Source organism: Mammaliicoccus sp. Q-M61, assembly GCF_022386055.1.
GTDB lineage: Bacteria > Bacillota > Bacilli > Staphylococcales > Staphylococcaceae > Mammaliicoccus > Mammaliicoccus sciuri_A.
Genome location: NZ_JAJNJL010000004.1, coordinates 169127 through 191810, shown reverse-complemented (window position 1 = coordinate 191810; position 22684 = coordinate 169127). Strand labels below are relative to the sequence as shown.

The following is a 22684-nucleotide window of genomic DNA, read 5'->3' as shown; positions in this document are numbered from 1 at the left end:
ATCAAAATTTCATTCTACATGCTATAAAAACAATAGTATACCACATTTTTGAAATCAAATATTTTTACGTATAAACTAGCTTTATAAGCAAACATGTGAAAAAAGAAACTTTTTTAACAAAATAACCTGTTATATCGTGACAAAAGCAATCTAATAGATTACAATATCATATGGCTTACTAAATGAAGGATGGTGTTAAATGATACAAGCAATTATATTCAATATATCTGTAACTATTGCAGCATTTTATCTATACCATCGAATACAATATAGCGAAACGAGAACTGTGACTTTTTCACAAAATTATATCACCATCTTAATGACAGGTGTTTCAATATTATTAATATCTAATCCTATACAGTATCATGACTATGCATTCTCTTTAAGTTTTATACCTATTCTCTTCTTAGGAAGATTTACTAATTTATTTTATTCTGTTTTAAGTGCCGTAGTTATTGTACTATTTGACATATTTGTAATGGGTACACCATTTTTAGAAGATATCCATTTACTGATTATTGCAATTGTTGTTGGGATGATAGGTCCTTTTCTTAAACAAAGTGATTTCGTGAGTATTCAATTATTGTATTTAATCAGCATTATGATTATTGCGATAACACTTATCTTTTTAAATCCTGATGCATGGCTCAATGAATGGTTGTTTCTTGTGCCAGTTTCCTTTATCCTAAGTATTATTAGTGCAAGTGTTTATAGAGACATTTGGATCTTGAAAAATTTAATTTCAAGATATGAAAATGAAGAATCCGTTGATTACTTAACTGGTTTAGGAAATGTTAAAGAGTTCGATCGTTATTTAAATAAGACGACTGAACAAATAACTGAACAAGACCAATCTATGGCATTGTTATTGATTGATATTGATGGATTTAAAGACGTGAACGATGCGTATTCTCATAAGGCTGGAGACGCGGTCTTAAAACAAATGTCGCAATTGTTAATCAACTATTTACCTAAAGATGTTAAAGCTTTTCGTAACGGCGGAGAAGAATTTTCAATTATTCTTGTTGGCGAAACATTAGATAGTGCTATTAAATTAGCGGAAAGCATTAGAGATAGTGTTCAACAATCTACTTTCCACTTACCTAACAAAGAAACAATTAAACTATCTGTTTCAATTGGTGTAGGCTATCTAAGTGAGCAAGATAACAAATCTAAACGTCGCGTATTTAAAGATGCGGATGATATGTTACATGAAGCCAAATTACAAGGTCAAAACAAAGTAATGTTCAATCCAATTATTAAGTTATAAACTGAACATAGAATTGCCTCTAGCAATTCTATGTTTTTTGTTGAATCGTTTTTAATTTGATTATTTACATAAAATTCAATACGAAACTGGAGGTTACTATGGAAGAGATACAAGACTTCACGATTATAGATGAAAATAAAATCATTGATGTTGTCATGACTGCCGGTCGCATACTTTTAGAAAGTGGCGCAGAAACATATCGAGTTGAAGATACAATGGCAAGAATCGCTACAAGTTATGGTTTAGAAAATACACATAGCTTTGTAACATCTACTGCGATTATATTCTCGCTTAATGACAGAACAAACACACGTCTGATTAGAATAGATGAACGTACGACAGATTTAGAGAAAATTTCTTTAACGAATCAAATATCACGTAAAATAGCTAACAATGAACTCACGATTGATGAAGCTAAATCAGAACTGATCCATTTACATCATGCTTCATTACAATTTCCATTTTGGTTAAAAGTATTAGCTGCAGCGATAGCATCAGCCTGTTTCTTACCAATGTTTGGTGGTAAACAAGCTGAAGTCATCCCTTCATTCATTGCAGGTGGTGTTGGATATTTAACGATGTCCCTCGTCCATAATACGATTAGAATTAAATTCTTCACAGAATTTATTAGTTCATTAATTATTGCTACAATCGCAACCATTAGTGTGAATTTCTTTATTGGCGTGAATTTAAGCTTAATTACAATCGCCTCTGTTATGCCACTTGTACCAGGTGTCTTGATTACAAATGCAATCAGAGACTTAATGGCAGGACAGTTGCTTGCAGGTATATCTAAAGGTGTAGAAGCGGCACTTACGGCATTTGCTATTGGTGCTGGTGTCGCAATCGTATTACTACTTAGTTAAGGAGGTGCTTTAAATGTTAGATTATATATATCAAATTTTGTTAAGTTTTACCGCAACGTTATTTTTCTCTGTCATTTTTAATGCACCTAAGAGACTATTAATAGCATGTGGTATTGTTGGTGCGATGGGCTGGATGATTTATACCATTTCGTTAGACTTTGGCATCGATAAAGTACAAGCATCATTCTATGGTAGCTTTGCCTTAGCGTTAATGAGTCATATTATGAGTCGTTATTATAAGCGTCCAATGATTATCTTTATAGTTGCCGGTATTATCCCTCTTGTTCCAGGAGGCTTAGCTTATGATGCAACTAAAAACTTAGTTATCAACAATTATGATGTTGCGATTAATACAACACTACAAGCGACACTTATTTCTGGTGCGATCGCGTTTGGTATTTTATGTTCTGAAATCATTTTTCAAATCTATGTCAGAGCAAAGCATTCTTTTGCTTCTAAGAAACAAAAAAGCGTATAATAAATAACGTAAATAGATGTAAAGGGAGCGAGCAATTTGAAACAACGTCTAATTGATCGATTAACAAGATATGTAAAAGTAGATACACAAGCTGATGCAGCAAGTGAAAGTACACCATCTACTGAAAAGCAATGGGACTTAATCCGTATGCTTGAAGAAGAAATTAAAGCATTAAATCTTGAAGTTGACGTAGACGATAAAGGGTATTTAATGGCCACTTTACCGTCAAATACAGAAAAGGATGTACCTACTATAGGGTTATTGGCACATATTGATACGTCTCCAGATTACCATGCATCAAATGTTAATCCTGTTATTGTAGAGCAATATAATGGAGAAGATATTACACTCGGTAATACTGACAAAGTATTAAGCACGAAAACTTTCCCACAACTTGAAAAAGTGATTGGTCATACATTAATGACAACAGACGGTACAACTTTACTAGGTGCTGATGATAAAGCCGGTGTCGTTGAGATTATGGAAGCGATCATTTACTTATTAGAACATCCTGAAATTAAACACGGCAAGATTAGATTCAGCTTTACACCAGATGAAGAAATTGGTAGAGGTCCACATCATTTTGATGTTGAACGATTTAACGCTGATTTTGCTTATACTTTAGATGGTAGCCTAGAAGGCGAATTACAATACGAAAGCTTTAATGCCGCTTCTGCAGTCGTTGAAGTTAACGGTGTAAACGTTCATCCAGGTTCTGCTAAAGACGTAATGGTTAACGCTAACACTTTAGCAATGGCATTTAATGATCAATTGCCAAGTGATGAAGTACCTGAACATACTGAAGGCTATGAGGGCTTCTATCACTTATCTGACATGTCAGGTACAGTTGAGAAAGCAACGCTACAATATATTATTCGCGATCATGATAAAGCACAGTTCGAACGTAGAAAAAATCATTTATTAGATATCGCAAAAGTATTAAATCATAAATATGATCAAGAACTGATTACTGTAACAATCAAAGATCAGTATTACAATATGGGTGAAAAAATCAAGCCACAACCTGAACTTGTGAATATACCTGAGAAAGTCATTAAATCATTAGGTATGACACCTATTATTGAACCTATTAGAGGCGGTACAGACGGTTCACAACTCTCATTCATGGGATTACCAACACCTAATTTATTTACAGGTGGCGCAAACTTCCACGGACCGTACGAGTATGCTTCCATTGATGTTATGGAAAAAGCAGTCCATACAATAGTCGGTATCGTATCAGAATTTGAACAACAGTCTTAAAACAATATATAAGAGCCTGAGACAATTACAGTGTCTCAGGCTCTTATTTTTATATATTAGCTTTTAATAATCTTAGCGATTGTGTAGTTAAATGTCTTAAAGCTATACCTAATTCTAAATCACTCATTGAATATTGATCTTTATTAAATACTTTATACATAGCTGTTACATCTTGTTCTAAGTATTGATCAAACTTTTCATCTGTTGCGCATATCGCAATATTGACTTTTTGATATTTGTTACAAAGTTCAGCAATTCTAACAGACGTCGTTTCTAACAATTGTTGATTAGGTTTCAAACCTTCACCGAAAACGATTAAGTCAGCTTGTTCAATCAACTTATCTAAATAAGTAAGCTCATTTACGACGTCTCCACCTGTAACAAGTTGCGCGTCCCATAGACTATTAAACAAGGCAGCTAAGCCACTTCCTGCACCACCGCGTTCTTCTTTACCTAATAAGATTTTATGTTGGCTCTTAAATAGTTCACTTATATACCATAAAGCATTATCAATTGAGACAGCATCTTCAACAGCAATTTGATTGATTGCTTGTTCTTTCATGATGCGACTATTCTTACCATAATACTTCGATTCAAAGTCTGTTATGACTTTGATATTTTTATCTTTTAACCTTTTATCTAAATCATATAAATCAATTGTTCTTATATATTTAATCCATTTAGCACCTTTGCTAACATCTATAAAACTACCTTCAGCATCAAAGAATTTAGCACCTAATGCTTGTAACATACCAAGTCCACCGTCGTAACTCGCAACATCACCGACTGAAATTAGCATCTCTTTGCTGTCTTCATCCAGCGCTTCTAAAATCACTTCTCCTAGTCCAAATGATGAAGTTTCAAGTGGTTTAATAATATCCTCACTTGACGTTAAGACTTTACCCGCTTCTATAACGATGATATCTTTCTCTGTTACAACATATGAAGACGACTTTGGTCTCATATAAGCGTCATGATGATCCACTGAATATTTAGTGCCAGATTGCCATAATAATACTGAATCTATAACTTCTCTTTGACCATTAAATAATGGGACTTGTACTATATCTGCTTCATTAAATTGAGACTTTATTGCTTCTTCGACAAATCGATTTGCATGGTAACTAGATAAAATACTATCAAACTCATCCATCGCAACTAATACTCTCATAATTTTCACCTCATGCTTTTTATCTTTATTCATTATACTGTTTTTTACTTCAATTAACAAAAAAACAAACAGTCCAATCAGACTGTTTGCATATGTTTCACTTACTCTTCTGCTTTCGATAAACTTGCGACTGTGATATTTTCATGATCTGCATCCCATTCAGCGTTACCATTAACAAAGTAAAATGCTTGTGGGGATTCATGTTTGATTCCAGTTTTATCAGCTATATAATCAGACAATTCTCTTTCTTCTTGAACAATTAAGTAATAACCATCCATATCTCTTTCATATAAGAATTTGTTAAATTGATCATATGCACTTGCTGAAATAGGACAAGTACTGCTATGTTTCATAACAAATACGTTTGGATTATCATTGAGTACTTTTTCAAATTGATCGATGGAAGTTAATTTCACGACCATTTTAATTCACCTCTATCATAATTTAACCAATACAATTGAACACTATATCATTTATCCATTTATATGGCAAATTCTATTTTTAATAATTATCTTTATTATCTTTACCCGTAATCTATAATATTAACCACAAGACAATTTTGGTATACTTGTTAATATATATTAAGGAGGTGCGAAATTTGTCCAAAAATACTTCACCCGTACTTATTAAAAGATGGGGTATGATTGATACGATCAATGCATGTTTACTTATTATTTCTGTCTTATTTTTATTTGATTTTAAAAACCAACCTGCATTATCGTATATTCTTGTAATAGCATTTTCTATATGGTTCATTTCACTTATAGGTAAAAATATATATTTATCAAAACGCAACAAAGACAAACCTAAAGATCCAATTGATAAGCAATAAAATAAAACACACCGATTACATAAAACAATGTATTTGGTGTGTTTTATTTATCTAGTCTATCTATCGCTTTGTTGTACTTTTCATCTTTACCTAAGTAACTAAATTGCGAACTTACGCCATTTTGTACTTGGACTTTTTGAAGTTTATCTTCAATAAGAATACCTTTTTTACGTTCTTTATAGTAATTAATTAAAGTATAATACACTTCAATTTGAGCTTGTCTCATCTCATTGACACGTTTAGATGAAATATTCGTTTGATTCAGTGATTTAATGTTTTTAGAAAATAGCGGGATAATATCTTTCTCAATATAGTCCGCTCTATCTTGCACATTTTGAGTATCATTTAAATATTTAGCTTTCGTACTTAATTCTTCACTATTCTTATCAATAACAGAAACAAGTGCATCATAATCTTCTTTATCTTCAGGATTATTTTTAGCTAATTTAGCATTTTTCTCTGCATCTGATTTATTCTGTTCGAATACATCTGTATAGTCTAATATTTTCTCATTAGATTGGATGGATTGTTTAAATAATGAAATGTACTCATTTAATTCTTCTAACGTTTTTTCTTTCTTTGCTATATTACTCATGTAAATATTATGAGCATCTTGAACCTCATTTGTGCTTACATTTATATTATGAGCTTGTTTACTAAGATCTTTAACTTCAGGTATAATTTGTTTTTCGAGTTTATCTTGAAGTTCATTCAATTCTTTGCGTTTTTCAACTGTTACTTCCGTACCAATAAGTTGATCTAACTGATTTAATCTTAATTTATCTATATCTTTCAGAATTGAATTCTCTTTTTTATAAATAGGTTTCATTTCCCTTTTATACTTTTGAAGATCTGAATGTAATTCGTTACCACAAGCTGCAATAATTAAAACAAGAACAAATATCATTAAATAAAATAATTTAATTTTCATCATTGCACCCCTGTTTCACTTGTATTATACATAATTTCATGGATAATGAAAATGTTATATAGTATATTCATGCATGGATTTTAGAAAGGAGATATTATGCTTAAACTTCCACAACCCTTTATTCAACTACAATCATCAGATGATTTTAAACTAAATTTTGAAAGTATTCAACAATTATTAATACATTTACTTGATACGCCAGTGATAGATGTATTCCATATCGGTGGTACGAAACAAACACAATATGTTACAGAACCTATCGTAGATGTACTTGTTACAGTTAAGTCTCTTCACGATATAACAAGCCTTGATGAAAAAAGACTCAATTATCACCGCATATATCGATTACATAATGGTTACAATAAAAAAGTCATGATGGCTCAATTCCAAGACATGATAAGCTTGAAGCAAACAGCACGTTTACATATTGTTGAACAAAACAATCAAATGTTATATGATTATTTAACTGTAGAGTCACTTTTAACAAATGATACAGATGTCATAAAAACATTTGAATCATTTAAGAAAGCTGCTTTACTTGAAGCAAATAGTATAAAAGATTACGAAGCTCAAAAACAAAAATGGTTTCAACAACTTGTTCAAAAACATAAAAAATAACCCATTCGCTTAAGATGATAAATCTTGATATAATAATGTGAGAGCATAATACAGAAAGGACGTCGTGCGTTGGAGAATCATACAATTTTGGAGGAGCTTTCTAAATTTCTCCCAAAATCCCTTATAAAAGTAAATGAGCCACTTAAAAAATATACTTTCACAAAAACTGGTGGCAATGCAGATTTCTACTTATCACCTACTTCTTATACAGAAGTACAAAAGATAATAGAATTTGCTTATAACAATCAAATTCCACTTACATTTTTGGGGAATGGTTCTAATATTATCATCCGTGATGGTGGTATAAGAGGAATTGTTATAAGCTTATTACAATTCGATCAAATAACGGTGAAAAATCAATCTATTACATGTGGAAGTGGTGCAGCAATTATTGATGTTTCAAGACGTGCTAGAGATCACCATTTAACTGGTTTAGAATTTGCCTGTGGTATACCTGGATCTGTCGGTGGCGCAGTATATATGAACGCTGGTGCATATGGCGGTGAAGTCAAAGATTGTATCGACCATATTAAAGCAGTCGATGATACTGGTCAGTTGCATATCATTAAAGGTGAAGACTTAGAATTGGACTATCGTACAAGTATTGTTCAACGTAAACACCTAGTCGTACTAGAAGCAACTTTTAAATTGCAAGATGGTGATATTCATTCCATTCAAGCTACAATGGATGATCTTACACAACGTCGTGAAGATAAACAGCCTTTAGAATACCCTTCATGCGGAAGTGTGTTCCAAAGACCACCAAACCACTTCGCAGGTAAACTTATTCAAGACGCTGAATTACAAGGCCATAGAATAGGTGGTGTAGAAGTTTCTACCAAACATGCTGGATTTATCGTTAATGTTGATAATGGAACTGCTACAGACTATGAGAACATCATTAAACATGTTCAAAAAGTCGTTAAAGAAAAATTTGGTGTAGAACTTAAAAGAGAAGTTCGAATCATCGGAGAACCTTTAGAATAAGTAAAAAAGCATGGGACATCGTGTCCCATGCTTTTCTTATGTTGAAGAAGTCTTAGACTTTTATGGTATTTTTTGCGCATGCTTTCCGCGGGCATGTTCTCAGCCTGTAGTCTTCGAATCATGCTGTTCCCGCAGGAGTCAGCGCTAAAAAACAATTCTATATTTCTAATTAAGTTAAAATCTTAGTAACACTTCTCCTATAAAGTGTTACTAACAGCATCCTTATTTACACTTCTCCCACAAAGTGTTACTAACGCACCTCTTATTTACACTTCTCCCACAAAGTGTTACTAACGCACCTCTTATTTACACTTCTCTCATAAAGTGTTACTAACAAACTCCCTTATTTACACTTTAATAGCGAAAAAAAGCATGGGACATCGTGTCCCATGCTTTTCTTATGTTATTATTCTAAACCTTTAATAACTTCGTCTACTTGTTTTTCAGTTGTTCTTACGCCACCTGAAGCTAAGTACCATAATTGTGCATCTACGTTAACAACTTTATTGTTTTTAACTGCATCTACATCTTTAATTACGTCGTTTGATAATGCTTGCTTAGCAGTTGATTTACCACCGATTGCTTGACCTCTGTCCATAGCATAGATGATTCCAGGGTTTTTCTCATTGATATATTCATAACTGATTGGTTGTCCGTGACTGCTTGCTTTAATATCTTTATCTACTGGTGTAACACCTAATACATCAAAGATTAAGCTACCAAATCTAGCTCCTGGACCGTATGTAGATAATTCACCTTCGTTAACTAATAAGTACATTGCTTTGTCGTCTGATTTTTTAGCTTTATCTTTAGCAGATTTTACTTTTTTATCTAAATCAGCATTTAATTCTTTTGCTTTGCTTTCTTTGTCGAAGATTTTACCTAAGTTAGTTGTGTTTTCTTCTACTGATTCTAAGTAATTGTTATCATCTGCACCAATGTATAAGCGCGCTGCATCTGGTGCTGCTTTTTTCAATTCATCTTGTACTTCAGTTCCAGCTGTACGACCAGAGAATAAGATTAAGTCTGGTTGAATTTCTGCAACTTTATCGTAGTTTACTTCTTTAACTGAACCTGTGTTTACAATGTCGTCACCTTTAAATGCATCTAAGAATTTTGGTAATGATGCGCCACCTTCACCTTTAGGTACACCTTTAACTGCATCTTTAGCACCTAAAGCTTCAACTGTGTCTAAAGCACCGTAGTCTAATACTACAACTTTTTTAGGGTTAACTGGTACTTTTACTTTTTCTTCTACAGTTTTTGAATCACTGCCATCTTTCTTTTCTCCACGAACTTGATATTTCGATTGGATTTCTACTGTTTTAGACTCACTCTTAGTATCATCTTTTGATGATTTTTCTTTACTACTTGAATTACTTCCACATGCTACAAGTACAACTGATAATACTGCAATTAAAATAAAACTGAAAACTTTTTTCATTATCGATGTCTCTCCTTCAAATATTATGATAAATTATGCGTCCAAAACCCTATTGCCCAACAAACTACAAACATCACTCCTTTCAATGTGATATCAATTTTGCTACATAGCTAATGTTTTAATTTCTTCTTCTTCGATGTATTCATCATCAAAATAGACACAAATACGTTGACCATTAATTTCTTGAATTTTAATTTCTAAGTCATAAATGTCACGTAATACATCTTCATTAATAACATCGTTTTTAATACCAGCGATTTCAACTTTACCTTCTTTGATCGCGATAATTCTATCTGAATAGCATGAAGCAAAATTAATATCATGTATAACGATTACGATTGTCTTGTTCATTTCTTTCACAAGTCTTCTTAAGATTTTCATAATCTGTACAGAATGTTTCATATCTAGATTGTTTAATGGTTCATCTAATAGAATGTATTCTGTATCTTGAGCTATCGTCATCGCGATATAAGCTCTTTGTCTTTGACCACCTGATAGCTCACTTAAGTATTTATCTTGAATTTCAGTGAGTCCTAAATAATCTAGCGCTTTATCAATCATATCTTGATCTTCTTTTTTTAATTTACCTTTTGAATATGGAAATCTTCCGAAACTCACAAGTTGTCTTACTGAAATCTTAAGTTCTGTATGATTAGCTTGTTTTAAAATTGCTAGTTTCTTAGCAAGCTCATTACTTTTCATTGAAGCGATATCTTGATCGTCTATCGTAATTTTACCGTTATCTTTATCGATTAAGCGGCTAACCATAGCTAAGACCGTACTTTTACCTGCCCCGTTTGGACCAATGAATGATGTGATTTTACCTTTTTCAATTTCTATATCTACTTCATCAACAACTTTATGATGATGATAAGCTTTTGTTAATCCTTCGACTTTAATCATGCTACATTACGCTCCTTTAAAATTAAGAATATAAAGTAAATGCCACCTATAAAGTTAATCATGATGCTTATTTCTGTATTACCTTCAAACAAGTGCTCCACGACCCATTGACCTAAAAATAAGCTGATCCAACTGATGAGTATTGAAGCCGGTAATATGTATTTATGTTCGAATTCTTTGATGAATTCATGTGCTAAATTCACGACAAGTAGACCTAAAAATGTAATGGGGCCAACGAGTGCTGTTGAAATTGTAACAAGTAGTGCAACCATAACCATCAACCATCTCGTTACATTTGTATAATTAACACCGAGGTTAATAGCTTGATCTCGCCCTAATGACAATACATCTAAGTAGTTCTTTATCTTAAAAGCAATGAATATCATAATTAATAAAACAATGCCTGATATCGTAAGTAAACCTTCATTTATTGCACCAAAGCTTGCGAACATTGCACTTTGTATTGATAAGAATTCTTCAGGATCTATCATCATTTCAATAAAACTAGATAAACTTGAGAAGAAGGTTCCAAAAACAATACCTAGTAGTAATATGAAGAATACATTTTGATCTTTAGACCTAAACAATATTTGGAATAAGAATAAACTAAATAGAATCATACCTACCAATGTAATTAAAAAGTTAAGATGATTATTGAGTACGACAGTCGATGTTGAACCAAATAAAAATATTAAAGACGTTTTAATAAACATATAGACTGCATCTAAACCAATTATGGATGGTGTTAAAATTCTATTATTTGTGATTGTTTGGAAAATAACCGTCGAAACTGCAATACTGCCACCTACTAATAACATTGCGATAACTTTTCTAACACGTCCGGTTAATTGGTACTCCAATATATTAGGATTAATGTTATAAAGTAAATAAAGTGCTGCAATTAATAGCGTTAACACAGATAAAAGGATTAATTTATGTACGGGGGTTAATTTATTGAGCATTTCTAGAACGTCCTTTCATCAGCAATACTATAAATATGAAACTACCAATAACACCTATTGTTAAACCAATTGTAATTTCATAAGGGAATATAATTAATCTTCCAATAACATCACAAATCATCACAAACAATGCACCAAATACTGCTGTATGCGGCAATGCATTTTTCAAATGATCTCCTCTGAATATTGAAACTAAGTTAGGAATAATTAATCCTAAGAATGGCATCATACCAACTGTTACAACAACAAGTGCTGTAATAATTGATGCAATGATAAGTCCAATATTGACGACTTTTTGATAATTAAGTCCTAAATTCACACTGAAATCTTTACCCATACCAGCAATCGTGAATTGATTCGCAAATATAAACGCTAAAATCAATAACGGAATACTAATGTAAAGAATTTCATATCTACCACTTGTAATAATTGAGAAATTACCTTGCATAAAATTACCAATACTTTGTACAGCATTTGTACGTAATGCAACAAAAGAAGAAAAACTCGACACAATGTTTCCGAGCATGATACCAACTAACGGTATAAAAATAACATCTTTAAATTGAATTCTACGGAGAATTTGCATAAATAGCATTGTTCCAAATAAGCTTAATAATGTAGCAAATAATAATTTAAGTAGTATATTGGCTTCTGGAAACGCGATAAGAGAAATTAATATACCTAATCTCGCCCAATCCATTGTCCCTGCAGTTGTTGGAGAAACGAATTTATTTCTTGTTAACTGTTGCATAATCAGTCCACAAATAGCTAATGAACTCCCTGAGATAATAATACTGACTGTTCTCGGAATTCTACTCGACACTAAAATGTTCTTCTGTTCGTCAGTTAAATTTAATATATGTAAAGGTTTTACTTCTGAAACACCTATAAAAATAGAGAAGAACGTTGCAATTACTAATAATATAATCAAAACATCTAAACGCATTAAAAACTTTCCCATGTCACACCCTACTTCTCTTTAGTTGATAACGATTATCATTATCTCTATTGTAATGAAGAATATGACTAAATGCAATGCTATTTATAAAAAAGAGTGATGGAATTAAATTCCATCACTCTTTTATAATTATTTTATATTAATGTCTTTGTTTGGCATTGTGTGTTGATCTCTAGCAGTAACATGACTTGTTACATTGTATTGGCCCGCTTCTTTAAATTTATATTTTAAAGTATACACACCATCTTTATTTTCTTTAACTTTCTTCATTTCTGAAGATTTTTTATCCCCATCTTTAACGATTTCAAACATCACTTCATCTGCATCTTTTACTTTTTCATCACCAAGTGTCACTTTTGCAGAAAGCTCTACTTCTTCACCACTTTTAGCTTCTTTAGGCACATCTAAAGCAACTTCCAAAGCTTGAGGTTTATCAGAAGACTTATGTTCTGAATGATGATGCTCATCCTCTTTCTTGTCATTTCCACATGCTGCTAGCACAGAAATGACCAATACAGTTAATACCCCTAGTAATATTCTTTTCATGAATATAACCCACCTTTCAATATATTATCTTCATTATAAACAATAAATATCACATAAATTCCAATAAATATTGAAAAATATGTTAACTTTTGATTTCTCATAAAAAATAGCCTAGGACAAGATACATGTCCTAGGCTATTACTTAATATTTTACTTTTCATCAAAGATGAAGTCTTCATCTTTAAGTGCTTCTACATTTAATGCTAGTACATAACCGTCACCTTTAACACTGAAGAAGTCATGGTTTTTAGTACTTGTATTTAATGCATTCTCAATAATTGGGTTGAACGCTTTTTCTTCGTAATATGGTTCAAATCCTAAATTAGCTAATGCTTTATTCGCATTATATGTTACGTAGTTCATAACATCATTTGTTAATCCTATTTCATCATATAATGTTTTTGTATATTCGTATTCATTCTTATAGAGTAAATCAAGCATACGATACATTTCTCTATCCGCTTTAATTTGTTCGTCTTGTGACAATTCATTTTTTAAACTTTGTGCATCTAGTCCAGTAAATACACCGTGGATAGATTCATCTAGTAAAATTTTACGAATGATTTCTCCTGAAGTTGTCATACGGCCTTGTCCAGCTAAATATAATGGATAGTAGAAACCTGAGTAGAATAAGAATGTTTCTAAGAACACACTTGATACTCTAGCCATGTATTGATCATAAATTGAAGCTTCTTTACCCCATAATTTATGATAATTACCTACGATCATTTCTGATTTATATTTCAAGTGTGGTTCTTCAACAACCCACTTATCTAATAATTCATTTGTTTCACTAGATGGTAATAATGTCGTGAATATATGTGAATAACTTTTCGCATGTATTTGTTCCATCATACCCATAAATGAATACACTGCTTTTTTACGTAAGTCTTTCGTATGCATCATGATTAGAGGCATGCCATCATCAGCTTGATGTGTATCTAATCCAGTAAGACCAGCTAATGCCTTTTTAAAAGCATTTTTTTCAGGTTCTGTTAATGTTTCCCAACTTGCTATATCTTTAGATACTTTAAATTCTGACTCAACCCACATTTGAGAGATGTTTTGACGCCAAAACATATTCGTCATATCTTCTTGTGTATTCCAATTTACTGCCTTCATATTAGATCTCCTATCTTAATTAAATTGATTAGATTGCGCAACTTGTACATTCTTCAACGCTTAATAATTTATTTCGTGTATAGTAAAGTGATTTTAAGCCTTTATGGTGAGCATATACGTATAATCTTGAAAGTTCACGTGTTGAAATCTCTGAATTTACATATAAAATTGTAGAAATACCTTGGTCTACATGCTCTTGAATCGTTGCAATTAAATCAATTAATTTCATTTGATCTGTATTAAATGCTGATTTGTAATACCACATTGTTTCAGGTGATAAGAATGGCATTGGGTAAAATGTTTCTGCATTACCATATGTTCTTCTTTCAATTTGGTCAACAATTGGCATAACAGAACTTGTCGCATTTTGTACATATGAAATACTTTGTGTTGGTGCAATAGCAAGTCTATATGCATGGTATAAACCATGTTCTTTAACAGCTTCTGCTAATGCTTTCCAATCTTCTGTAGTTGGAATATCAAAACCTTCAAATAATGTCGCAACATTATCGTATTCAGGTTTAATATCTTGTTGGATATATTTTTCAAAGTATTTACCTGAAGCGTAATCAGATTTGTCGAAATCTACATATGTTTCTTGTCTTTCTTTCGCAATTTCCATTGAACGTTCAATAGAATAGTAGTTCATCATCATGAAGAAGACATTTGCGAAGTCTTTAGCTTGCTCTGATTCATAACCAATTTTGTTTTTAGCTAAGAAACCGTGTAAGTTCATAACACCTAAACCTACAGAATGTAACTCATTGTTTGCTTTTCTTACACCTGGTGCATTTTTAATATCTGTATCATCAGATACAACTGTTAAAGCATCCATACCAATATGTACAGAATCACGGAATTTCTTAGATTCCATCACGTTTACAATATTTAATGAACCTAAGTTACAAGAAATATCACGTTTGATTTCATCTTCAGTTCCATAATCGTTAATAATTGACGTTTCTTGTAATTGGAATATTTCTGTACATAAGTTACTCATTTTGATTTGTCCGATATTAGAGTTAGGATGTACTTTATTCGCATTATCTTTAAACATCAAATAAGGATAACCTGATTGTAATTGCGTTTGAGCAATTGTATTTAACATATCACGTGCATCTTTAGCTTTTTTAATGATATTAGGATTTGCAACTAGCTCATCATAATATTCATCAAGATTAATATCATCTAGTGTCACACCATATTCACGTTCAACAGTATGTGGTGCAAACATATAGAAATCTTTACCTTCTTTAGCTAAATCAAAGAATTTAGATGGAACGATTAAACCAGTAGAAATAGTAGATAATCTAATATCTTCATCTGCGTTCACTTTTTTAGTATCTAAGAATTCTAATACATCATAATGGAAGATGTTTAAGTATACTGCACCCGCACCAGGTCTTTGGCCAAGTTGATCAGCATAACTAAAGCCACCTTCAAGTGATTTAGCAACTGGTAATACCCCTTTAGCGACACCTTTAATGCCTTTAATAGCTTCACCACGTGCACGTAATTTAGATAAGTTGATTGCTACACCGCCACCAATTTTACTCAATTGTTTAGCTGTTGAATCAATAAAGTTAATTGAATTTAAGCTATCATCTACTTCTAATAGGAAACAACTTACTAACTCCCCACGTCTAGCTCTACCAGCATTTAAGAAAGTTGGTGTTGCAGGTTGAATACGTTGTTCAATCATACCTTCAACAAATTGTTTAGCTTGTTCAACATTACCTTTAGCTAAATATAAAGAAACAATAATAACGTGTTCTTTATATGTTTCAAGGTATTCTGATTTATCATTAGTCTTCAAAGCGTAATCTTTGAAGAACTTACTAGCTGACATGTAACTTGCAAATTGAAAAGGAATTGAATCTGCAAACTGGTTAATCTCTTTTAATGATGCCTCACTATATTCTTTAAATAAGTCATAATAAAAGTCTTGTTCAACTAAAAAGTGTAAGCGTTCAATAGGATCATTGAATTGAATTGTTTTTTCTGCAATTTCTTCTAAATATACTTCTAATGCTTCTTGATCTTTTTCAATATCGAAAAAGCCGTCTTCTCTTCTCTTTGTTACTTTATTGTTTAATTCAATATGATTTTTCTTTTGCTTGTTTATCATTTTCATAGAGATTAACCACCTTTTCCTTAAATTCATCTGCTATAGCTTGGTTACCGTGTAACTCAAATTTCATCAATAAAGGGACATGATATTGATTCGCGATTTCTTCACTAGCTTTCGCGAAATTCTGTCCCCAATTTCTATTTCCACTACCTGCTACTGCTTTAAGATTATGATGATTCACTTTCAAAAAATCTTGTACAGTATCAGGTACTTGGCCAAATCCAATTGTACCTGTAACCATTATAAATGGTTCATTTATTTCATTTGTCTTGTTTGCCTCAGTGAGAGCCATTGTGTCAGACAATCCTGCTCTCTGTATGAACCGTCGTACATTACCAGTTAAAGAGTAATAAATTATCTTCATAAACTTTCACCTACCACATGTAAATGCTTATTCAACTGTATAAATGAAATAAAAAATACAAAAAAATGAACACTTTATTCATTTTTATTTCAAATGCACAAAACACAAGATATAGTGTTACGTTTTATAAGCACATACTATATTATGTGATTCATTATAGCACTTTAAATGATTCATAACACTTATAATACCTTATTTTTTTTAAAAAAATAGGGTTGACTTTCTTCTTGTTTCGACTAAGCGTTGCTATATCAACATTTGAAAATTGCTTTCATAAAAATTTATTTGTCGAAAACAATCACCGAACAAGTCATATACTTTTTAAAGTGAATTATGATAATATATGTTCATTGATAAAAAATAGAAGGTGTTTACATGAATTCCACAGTAAAAGGAATAATTGCAATACTCATTTCTTCGATTGGTTTTAGTTTAATGGCAGTATTCTTCAGATTATCTGGTGACTTACCAGTTTTTCAAAAATCACTTTTCAGAAATCTCATCGCAATGATTGTACCGATTTACTTTGTCATGAAGTATAGAGCACCATTTTTCGGTAAATTAGAAAATCAACCGTTACTCATTTTACGCTCTACACTTGGACTTATTGGTGTATTACTCAATATTTATGCGATTGATCACATGGTTTTAAGTGATGCGGATATGTTAATGAAATTAAACCCATTCTGGACTATACTACTTTGCGCGATATTTTTAAATGAAAAAGCACGCAAATATCAAGTGATTGCAATGATTGTAGCGATTCTTGGTGCATTGTTTATAATTAAGCCTACATTTGATTCAGATATGATGCCAGCAATTATCGGTTTATTATCTGGAATTTTTGCTGCAGGTGCATATACTGCCCTACGACCTTTAGGACAACGTGAAAAATCATATACAACAGTATTTTACTTTTCATTCTTTTCTACGGTCGCATTAATTCCATTTGTCATCTTTACATTTGAACCAATGACACTTTCACAAGTCATCATATTATTGTTATCAGGTGTCTTTGCAACAGTTGGTCAATTCGGTATAACAATTGCCTATAGTTTCGCAGCAGCAAAAGATATTTCAATATTTGTATACGCATCTGTCATATTCAGTGCCATACTTGGTTTCATCTTATTTAAAGAAATACCAGATTTACTCAGTTATCTAGGATACATTATTATATTCTTAGCAGGCTATTACATGTTCAAGAAAGCCCAAAGAAATCCTAAACCTAAAGAAGCAATTAATAAAGGAGAATCATAATGTCAGAGGGAAGAAACAAAGACGAATTAAAAGATATTACGTTATTAGGGAATCAAAACAATCAATATCATGATCAATACAAACCTGAAGTATTAGAAGTGTTCGACAATAAACATCAAGGTAGAGATTACTTTGTAAAATTCAATTGTCCAGAATTCACTTCTTTATGTCCTATCACTGGACAACCTGATTTTGCGACAATTTATATTTCTTATATACCAAACGTTAAAATGGTAGAATCTAAATCATTAAAATTATATTTATTCAGCTTTAGAAACCATGGTGATTTTCACGAAGATTGTATGAACGTTATTATGAATGATTTAATAGAATTAATGGATCCCCATTATATAGAAGTTTTAGGTAAATTCACGCCACGCGGAGGCATTTCTATAGACCCTTATACAAACTATGGAAGACCAGGTTCTAAATACGAAAAAATGGCAGAGTATCGTATGATGAACCACGATTTATATCCTGAAAATATAGACAACAGATAATAATTCAATATATAGCCGAGTCATATTCAACATGACTCGGCTTTTAATATACATAAATTTCACATTTCAAAACATATTACTCACCAATTAAGAAAACGCTTACAACTTTAAAAATTTGTTCACATTTATTTTAAGCCTTGCCACTATTGACGCTATTATTTTTAATAGTCATTATTGTAAGAATATTGTTAATCTTTACCTTGTGTTTATTTTGCGAAAGCATTACAATTTAACATGTGCTAATTTTAAGTACATCTATAAAATTGAATACAGTTTATTATGAGGGGAAGTAAAAAATGGGTAACAAACATTATACTAAAGAGGAAATTATCCAAAGTACACCACGTACAGGTTTCTTTGGTCATCCTAAAGGCTTGGCTACATTATTTCTTACCGAATTCTGGGAAAGATTTAGTTATTATGGAATGAAAGCTATTCTTGCCTACTACATTTACTATTCAGTAGCAAAAGGCGGCTTTGGTATTGATCAAGGTTTAGCACTTCAAATCGTCTCAATCTACGGTGCACTTGTTTATATGAGTGGTGTTATCGGTGGATGGATTGCTGATAGAATTACTGGTACACGTCATGCATTATTCTACGGTGGAATACTCATCATGATTGGTCACATCTTATTATCACTACCAAATAATTTTACATTGCTATTAATAGCGCTATTATTCTTAATTATTGGTACAGGATTATTGAAACCAAACATTTCTTCTACAGTAGGTTTATTATATGAAAAGAATGACCCAAGAATGGATTCAGCATTTACTATTTTCTACATGTCAATCAACTTAGGTGCTTTAATTTCACCATTATTAATCGGTTGGTTACAAGTAAACGTAGGCTTCCATGCTGGTTTTGCAGTAGCAGCAGTTGGTATGTTCATCGGTTTAATCATTTATTTCATCACAAACAAGAAATATCTAGGTTTAGCTGGTATCGAAGTACCCGATCCATTATCATCTTCTGAAAAGAAAAAAATGGTCAAAATTGTTGGTATCACTGTCGTAATTATCGCAATTGTTTGTTTCATCCTAAGTTTATTCGGACAATTAACATTGCCTAATTTCGCAAACTTTATTTCAATACTTGGTGTTGCTCTACCAATTTACTATTTCGTAAAAATTTCATTAAGTAAAAAGACGGAAGATTATGAACGTACACGTGTATATGCATATATACCATTATTCATTGCAGCAGTAGCATTCTGGATGATTCAAGAGCAAGGTTCTACAGTATTAGCACAATTTGCAGATACTAAGACACAATTAAGCATGGCTAAATTAACAGGTGGCGCAATTGATTTTAATATACCAGCAGCTTGGTTCCAATCACTTAACCCATTCTTCATTATTATTTTAGCACCAGTGTTCTCAGTATTATGGGTTAAATTAGGTAAATTCAACCCACCTACTGTTTATAAATTTGCAATAGGTGTATTCTTAGCAGGACTTTCATATATTATTATGGTCGTTCCATTATCAGACACATCAACATTAATTAACCCAGTTTGGTTATTTGCAAGTTTCTTATTAGTAACATTAGGTGAACTTTGTATATCACCAATCGCATTATCAACAACGACTAAATTAGCACCAAAAGCATTCACAGCTCAAATGATGAGTGTTTGGTTCTTATCAAACGCTATGGCTCAAGGTTTGAATGCTCAAATGGTAAAAATTTATACAAGTATTAGTTCAAATGATTATTTCTTATACTCAGGTATATTCGCTATCATCATTTCAATCATCTTACTTGTAGCAAGTCCAAAAATTAAAACATTAATGGCAGGCGTAAAATAAGATCTAGCCATTTACCAGGTAAGGGCAACGAAAGTTGTCCTTGCCTTTTTTAGTATTAAGAAAGTTTTGATTGGTGGGAGTTAGAATGCGCTAACTTCCATTATTTCGAATTCTGGTAATTAGAATACTGTAACTTCCATTATTTCGAATTCTGGTAATTAGAATACTCTAACTTCCATTTTTCTGAATTCTGGTAGTTAGAATGCTGTAACTTCCATTATTTCGAATTCTGGTAGTTAGAACGCTGTAACTTCCATTATTCTGAATTGTGGTAATTAGAATGCTCTAACTTCCACTATTTCGAATTGTGGTAGTTAGAATGCTGTAACTTCCATTATTTCGAATTCTGGTAGTTAGAATACTCTAACTTCCATTTTTCTGAATTCTGTCCCTAACGACATCTCTTACGGACATTTCTCGGAATTCTGTCCCTAACAACCTCTCTTACGGACATTTCTCGGAATTCTGTCCCTAACAACGCCTCTTACGGACATTTCTCGGAATTATGTCCCTAACGACATCACCAAGATTCCATACATAAATCCTCCCCCTCCCTGTATCTGTTACACAATCAACTAATATGTGTAAAAATACTTATTAATGATATATTAATTATTTTAGAATATTCACAATATTAGAACTTATTAAAATTTTATTGAATTTACTAACATATAGGGTTAAAATGTTCTTTAAACTTACCTGACAATCGGGGGAAGTTTAGAAAGGAAGCGATTTTTTATGGGCAAAATGACGCGAGAGGAAATGGTTGAAACTGTCCCTCAATATGGATTTTTTGGACATCCTCGCGGCTTAGGTATATTGTTCTTTGTAGAATTCTGGGAACGTTTTAGTTATTATGGAATGCGTGCAATTTTACTGTATTATTTATACTTTACTGTCAGCCAAGGCGGACTAGGTTTAGATAAAGTTACAGCTCAACAAATTATGGCCATGTATGGTTCATTAATATTTATGACAGGTATATTAGGTGGTTGGGTAGCGGATAGATTACTCGGCTCTCGTAGATCATTAATGTACGGTGCAGTACTTATTATGCTAGGTCACTTAGTGTTATCTTTACCATTTGGTTTAGGTGCATTTCTTATTTCTATGATATTAATCATTGTAGGTTCGGGACTTATGAAACCAAACATTTCAAATGTTGTGGGTGGTTTATATCATAAGAATGATAATAGATTAGATGCAGGTTTTGTTATTTTTTATATGTCAGTTAATATGGGTGCTTTATTATCACCACTTATTATCGACAAAGTACGGGTAAGCGTTGGTTTCCACCAAGGATTCTCAATCGCAGCTTTCGGTATGCTTTTAGCTTTAGTAGCATACATTCTATTCCAAAAAAGAAGTCTTGGGGAAGTTGAAAATCATCCTTCTAACCCACTCAATCATAAAGAAAAAGTTAAATACGCTAAAATGTTTACATATAGTGCAATCGGTATTGTTATTCTTTTAGCTATTTTATATTTAACAGGTCATCTTACATTTAATTCAATCAGTTTAATTGTTTTAATTATCGGTATCGTTATACCATTTGTTTACTGGACAATTATGTATAGAAGCCCTGATATAGATCAAACAGAAAAATCAAGATTACTTGCGTATGTACCATTGTTCTTAGCTTCTGTTTTATTCTGGAGCATTCAAGAACAAGGATCAAACGTACTTGGTGTGTTCGCGCAAGAACATACACAATTAGATTTAAATGCATATGGTATTAATTTCGTGATACCAGCAGGTTGGTTCCAATCTATCAACCCAATCTTCATTGTTTTATTTGCACCAGTTATTTCATTCTTGTGGCAAAAATTAGGTAAATACAATCCTTCTACACCACTTAAATTTGTAATTGGTTTAGCATTCGCTGGTATTTCATTTATTGCTATGATGATTGCAATGATGATGCAACAAGCAGAACTGATGAATCCAATTTGGTTAGTACTCAGCTTCTTCCTATGTGTTATTGGGGAATTATGTTTATCACCTACTGGATCAAGTGTTTCAGTTAAACTTGCACCAAAAGCCTTTTCAGCACAAATGCTTAGTCTTTGGTTCTTAACGAACGCAACAGCACAAGGTATTAACGGACAATTAGTTAAATTGATTGAGCCGTTAGGACAACAGAACTACTTTGGCTTAATCGGCGCAATCGCTATTGTCGTTTCACTTATTGTATTATCAATGACACCAAAAATTAAAAAACTTATGCAAGGCATACATTAAAGTAAAAGACATCAGCTTCCCAAGCT

General features: G+C 32.2%; 22 protein-coding genes. 11 read left to right on the top strand and 11 right to left on the bottom strand.

The window, feature by feature from the left end; all coding sequences use genetic code 11:
* Positions 1-199 precede the first annotated feature (199 nt).
* The 4 genes from gdpS (at position 200) to pepT (ending at position 3877) form a co-directional block, all read left to right on the top strand.
* On the top strand, positions 200-1270 hold the full coding sequence (gene gdpS / locus LQ677_RS08005) for a GGDEF domain-containing protein GdpS (RefSeq protein ID WP_037588737.1): 1071 nt from the start codon (positions 200-202) through the stop codon (positions 1268-1270).
* Positions 1271-1368: 98 nt separating this feature from the next.
* Positions 1369-2136: a threonine/serine exporter family protein gene (locus LQ677_RS08000; protein ID WP_037588735.1), complete on the top strand. Its 768-nt coding sequence runs from the start codon at positions 1369-1371 to the stop codon at positions 2134-2136.
* A gap of 13 nt (positions 2137-2149) precedes the next feature.
* The gene (locus tag LQ677_RS07995; protein ID WP_025905428.1) at positions 2150-2614 is read left to right on the top strand and encodes a threonine/serine exporter family protein; all 465 of its coding nucleotides are present in this window, start codon (positions 2150-2152) and stop codon (positions 2612-2614) included.
* Positions 2615-2650: 36 nt separating this feature from the next.
* Positions 2651-3877, top strand: coding sequence for a peptidase T (gene pepT / locus LQ677_RS07990; RefSeq protein ID WP_191836345.1), 1227 nt, complete (start codon positions 2651-2653; stop codon positions 3875-3877).
* Positions 3878-3926: 49 nt separating this feature from the next.
* On the opposite strand, the gene LQ677_RS07985 is transcribed toward pepT, so the two are convergent.
* Complete coding sequence (locus tag LQ677_RS07985) at positions 3927-5048, bottom strand: glycerate kinase (RefSeq protein ID WP_037588731.1); 1122 nt, start codon at positions 5046-5048, stop codon at positions 3927-3929.
* A 101-nt stretch (positions 5049-5149) separates the two neighbouring features.
* Positions 5150-5470 carry a bacillithiol system redox-active protein YtxJ gene (gene ytxJ, locus LQ677_RS07980; protein ID WP_025905425.1) on the bottom strand — a complete coding sequence of 107 codons (321 nt, stop codon included), beginning with the start codon at positions 5468-5470 and terminating at the stop codon, positions 5150-5152.
* A gap of 176 nt (positions 5471-5646) precedes the next feature.
* Here ytxJ and LQ677_RS07975 point away from each other — a divergent pair, with 176 nt between their 5' ends.
* On the top strand, positions 5647-5880 hold the full coding sequence (locus LQ677_RS07975; protein WP_025905424.1) for a hypothetical protein: 234 nt from the start codon (positions 5647-5649) through the stop codon (positions 5878-5880).
* Between the two features lie 43 nt (positions 5881-5923).
* On the opposite strand, the gene LQ677_RS07970 is transcribed toward LQ677_RS07975, so the two are convergent.
* Positions 5924-6811, bottom strand: coding sequence for an EMYY motif lipoprotein (locus LQ677_RS07970; RefSeq protein WP_037588729.1), 888 nt, complete (start codon positions 6809-6811; stop codon positions 5924-5926).
* A 96-nt stretch (positions 6812-6907) separates the two neighbouring features.
* On the opposite strand from LQ677_RS07970, the gene LQ677_RS07965 reads away from it, so the two are divergent.
* Both LQ677_RS07965 and murB read left to right on the top strand, forming a co-directional pair.
* The gene (locus tag LQ677_RS07965; protein WP_159315306.1) at positions 6908-7429 is read left to right on the top strand and encodes a GrpB family protein; all 522 of its coding nucleotides are present in this window, start codon (positions 6908-6910) and stop codon (positions 7427-7429) included.
* Positions 7430-7498: 69 nt separating this feature from the next.
* Positions 7499-8416 (top strand): UDP-N-acetylmuramate dehydrogenase, encoded by a 918-nt coding sequence (gene murB, locus LQ677_RS07960; RefSeq protein ID WP_025905421.1) that lies wholly within the window; start codon positions 7499-7501, stop codon positions 8414-8416.
* A gap of 406 nt (positions 8417-8822) precedes the next feature.
* Here the strand turns inward: murB and LQ677_RS07955 are convergent, their stop codons facing one another.
* From LQ677_RS07955 to nrdI, 8 genes are all read right to left on the bottom strand, one after another.
* Positions 8823-9860, bottom strand: coding sequence for a ferrated catecholamine ABC transporter substrate-binding lipoprotein SstD (locus LQ677_RS07955; RefSeq protein WP_159315307.1), 1038 nt, complete (start codon positions 9858-9860; stop codon positions 8823-8825).
* A gap of 102 nt (positions 9861-9962) precedes the next feature.
* On the bottom strand, positions 9963-10763 hold the full coding sequence (locus LQ677_RS07950) for an iron ABC transporter ATP-binding protein (RefSeq protein ID WP_126476667.1): 801 nt from the start codon (positions 10761-10763) through the stop codon (positions 9963-9965).
* Positions 10760-11725: an iron chelate uptake ABC transporter family permease subunit gene (locus LQ677_RS07945; RefSeq protein ID WP_159315308.1), complete on the bottom strand. Its 966-nt coding sequence runs from the start codon at positions 11723-11725 to the stop codon at positions 10760-10762. The genes LQ677_RS07950 and LQ677_RS07945 overlap by 4 nt, the downstream gene beginning before the upstream one ends.
* Positions 11715-12686, bottom strand: coding sequence for an ABC transporter permease (locus tag LQ677_RS07940; RefSeq protein WP_025905417.1), 972 nt, complete (start codon positions 12684-12686; stop codon positions 11715-11717). The genes LQ677_RS07945 and LQ677_RS07940 overlap by 11 nt, the downstream gene beginning before the upstream one ends.
* 126 nt (positions 12687-12812) lie before the next feature.
* On the bottom strand, positions 12813-13229 hold the full coding sequence (locus tag LQ677_RS07935; protein WP_025905416.1) for a FixH family protein: 417 nt from the start codon (positions 13227-13229) through the stop codon (positions 12813-12815).
* Between the two features lie 150 nt (positions 13230-13379).
* Entirely contained in the window at positions 13380-14351 is a 972-nt protein-coding gene (gene nrdF / locus LQ677_RS07930) for a class 1b ribonucleoside-diphosphate reductase subunit beta (protein WP_025905415.1), read from the bottom strand.
* 28 nt (positions 14352-14379) lie between these two features.
* The gene (gene nrdE / locus LQ677_RS07925; RefSeq protein WP_191836346.1) at positions 14380-16485 is read right to left on the bottom strand and encodes a class 1b ribonucleoside-diphosphate reductase subunit alpha; all 2106 of its coding nucleotides are present in this window, start codon (positions 16483-16485) and stop codon (positions 14380-14382) included.
* Positions 16448-16846: a class Ib ribonucleoside-diphosphate reductase assembly flavoprotein NrdI gene (nrdI, locus tag LQ677_RS07920; RefSeq protein WP_037588716.1), complete on the bottom strand. Its 399-nt coding sequence runs from the start codon at positions 16844-16846 to the stop codon at positions 16448-16450. The genes nrdE and nrdI overlap by 38 nt, the downstream gene beginning before the upstream one ends.
* Positions 16847-17221: 375 nt before the next feature.
* Between nrdI and LQ677_RS07915 the strand changes: the two genes are divergently transcribed.
* The 4 genes from LQ677_RS07915 to LQ677_RS07900 all read left to right on the top strand — a co-directional run bounded on the left by LQ677_RS07915 (position 17222) and on the right by LQ677_RS07900 (position 22658).
* A complete protein-coding gene (locus LQ677_RS07915; RefSeq protein ID WP_037588714.1) occupies positions 17222-18106 on the top strand; it encodes a DMT family transporter in 885 nt (294 codons plus the stop codon).
* Positions 18106-18606 carry a preQ(1) synthase gene (gene queF / locus LQ677_RS07910; RefSeq protein ID WP_037588713.1) on the top strand — a complete coding sequence of 167 codons (501 nt, stop codon included), beginning with the start codon at positions 18106-18108 and terminating at the stop codon, positions 18604-18606. Before LQ677_RS07915 ends, queF begins: the two co-directional genes overlap by 1 nt.
* A gap of 296 nt (positions 18607-18902) precedes the next feature.
* Entirely contained in the window at positions 18903-20417 is a 1515-nt protein-coding gene (locus LQ677_RS07905; protein WP_037588711.1) for a peptide MFS transporter, read from the top strand.
* A gap of 738 nt (positions 20418-21155) precedes the next feature.
* Positions 21156-22658, top strand: coding sequence for a peptide MFS transporter (locus LQ677_RS07900; protein ID WP_037588709.1), 1503 nt, complete (start codon positions 21156-21158; stop codon positions 22656-22658).
* The last annotated feature ends 26 nt before the right edge of the window (positions 22659-22684 follow it).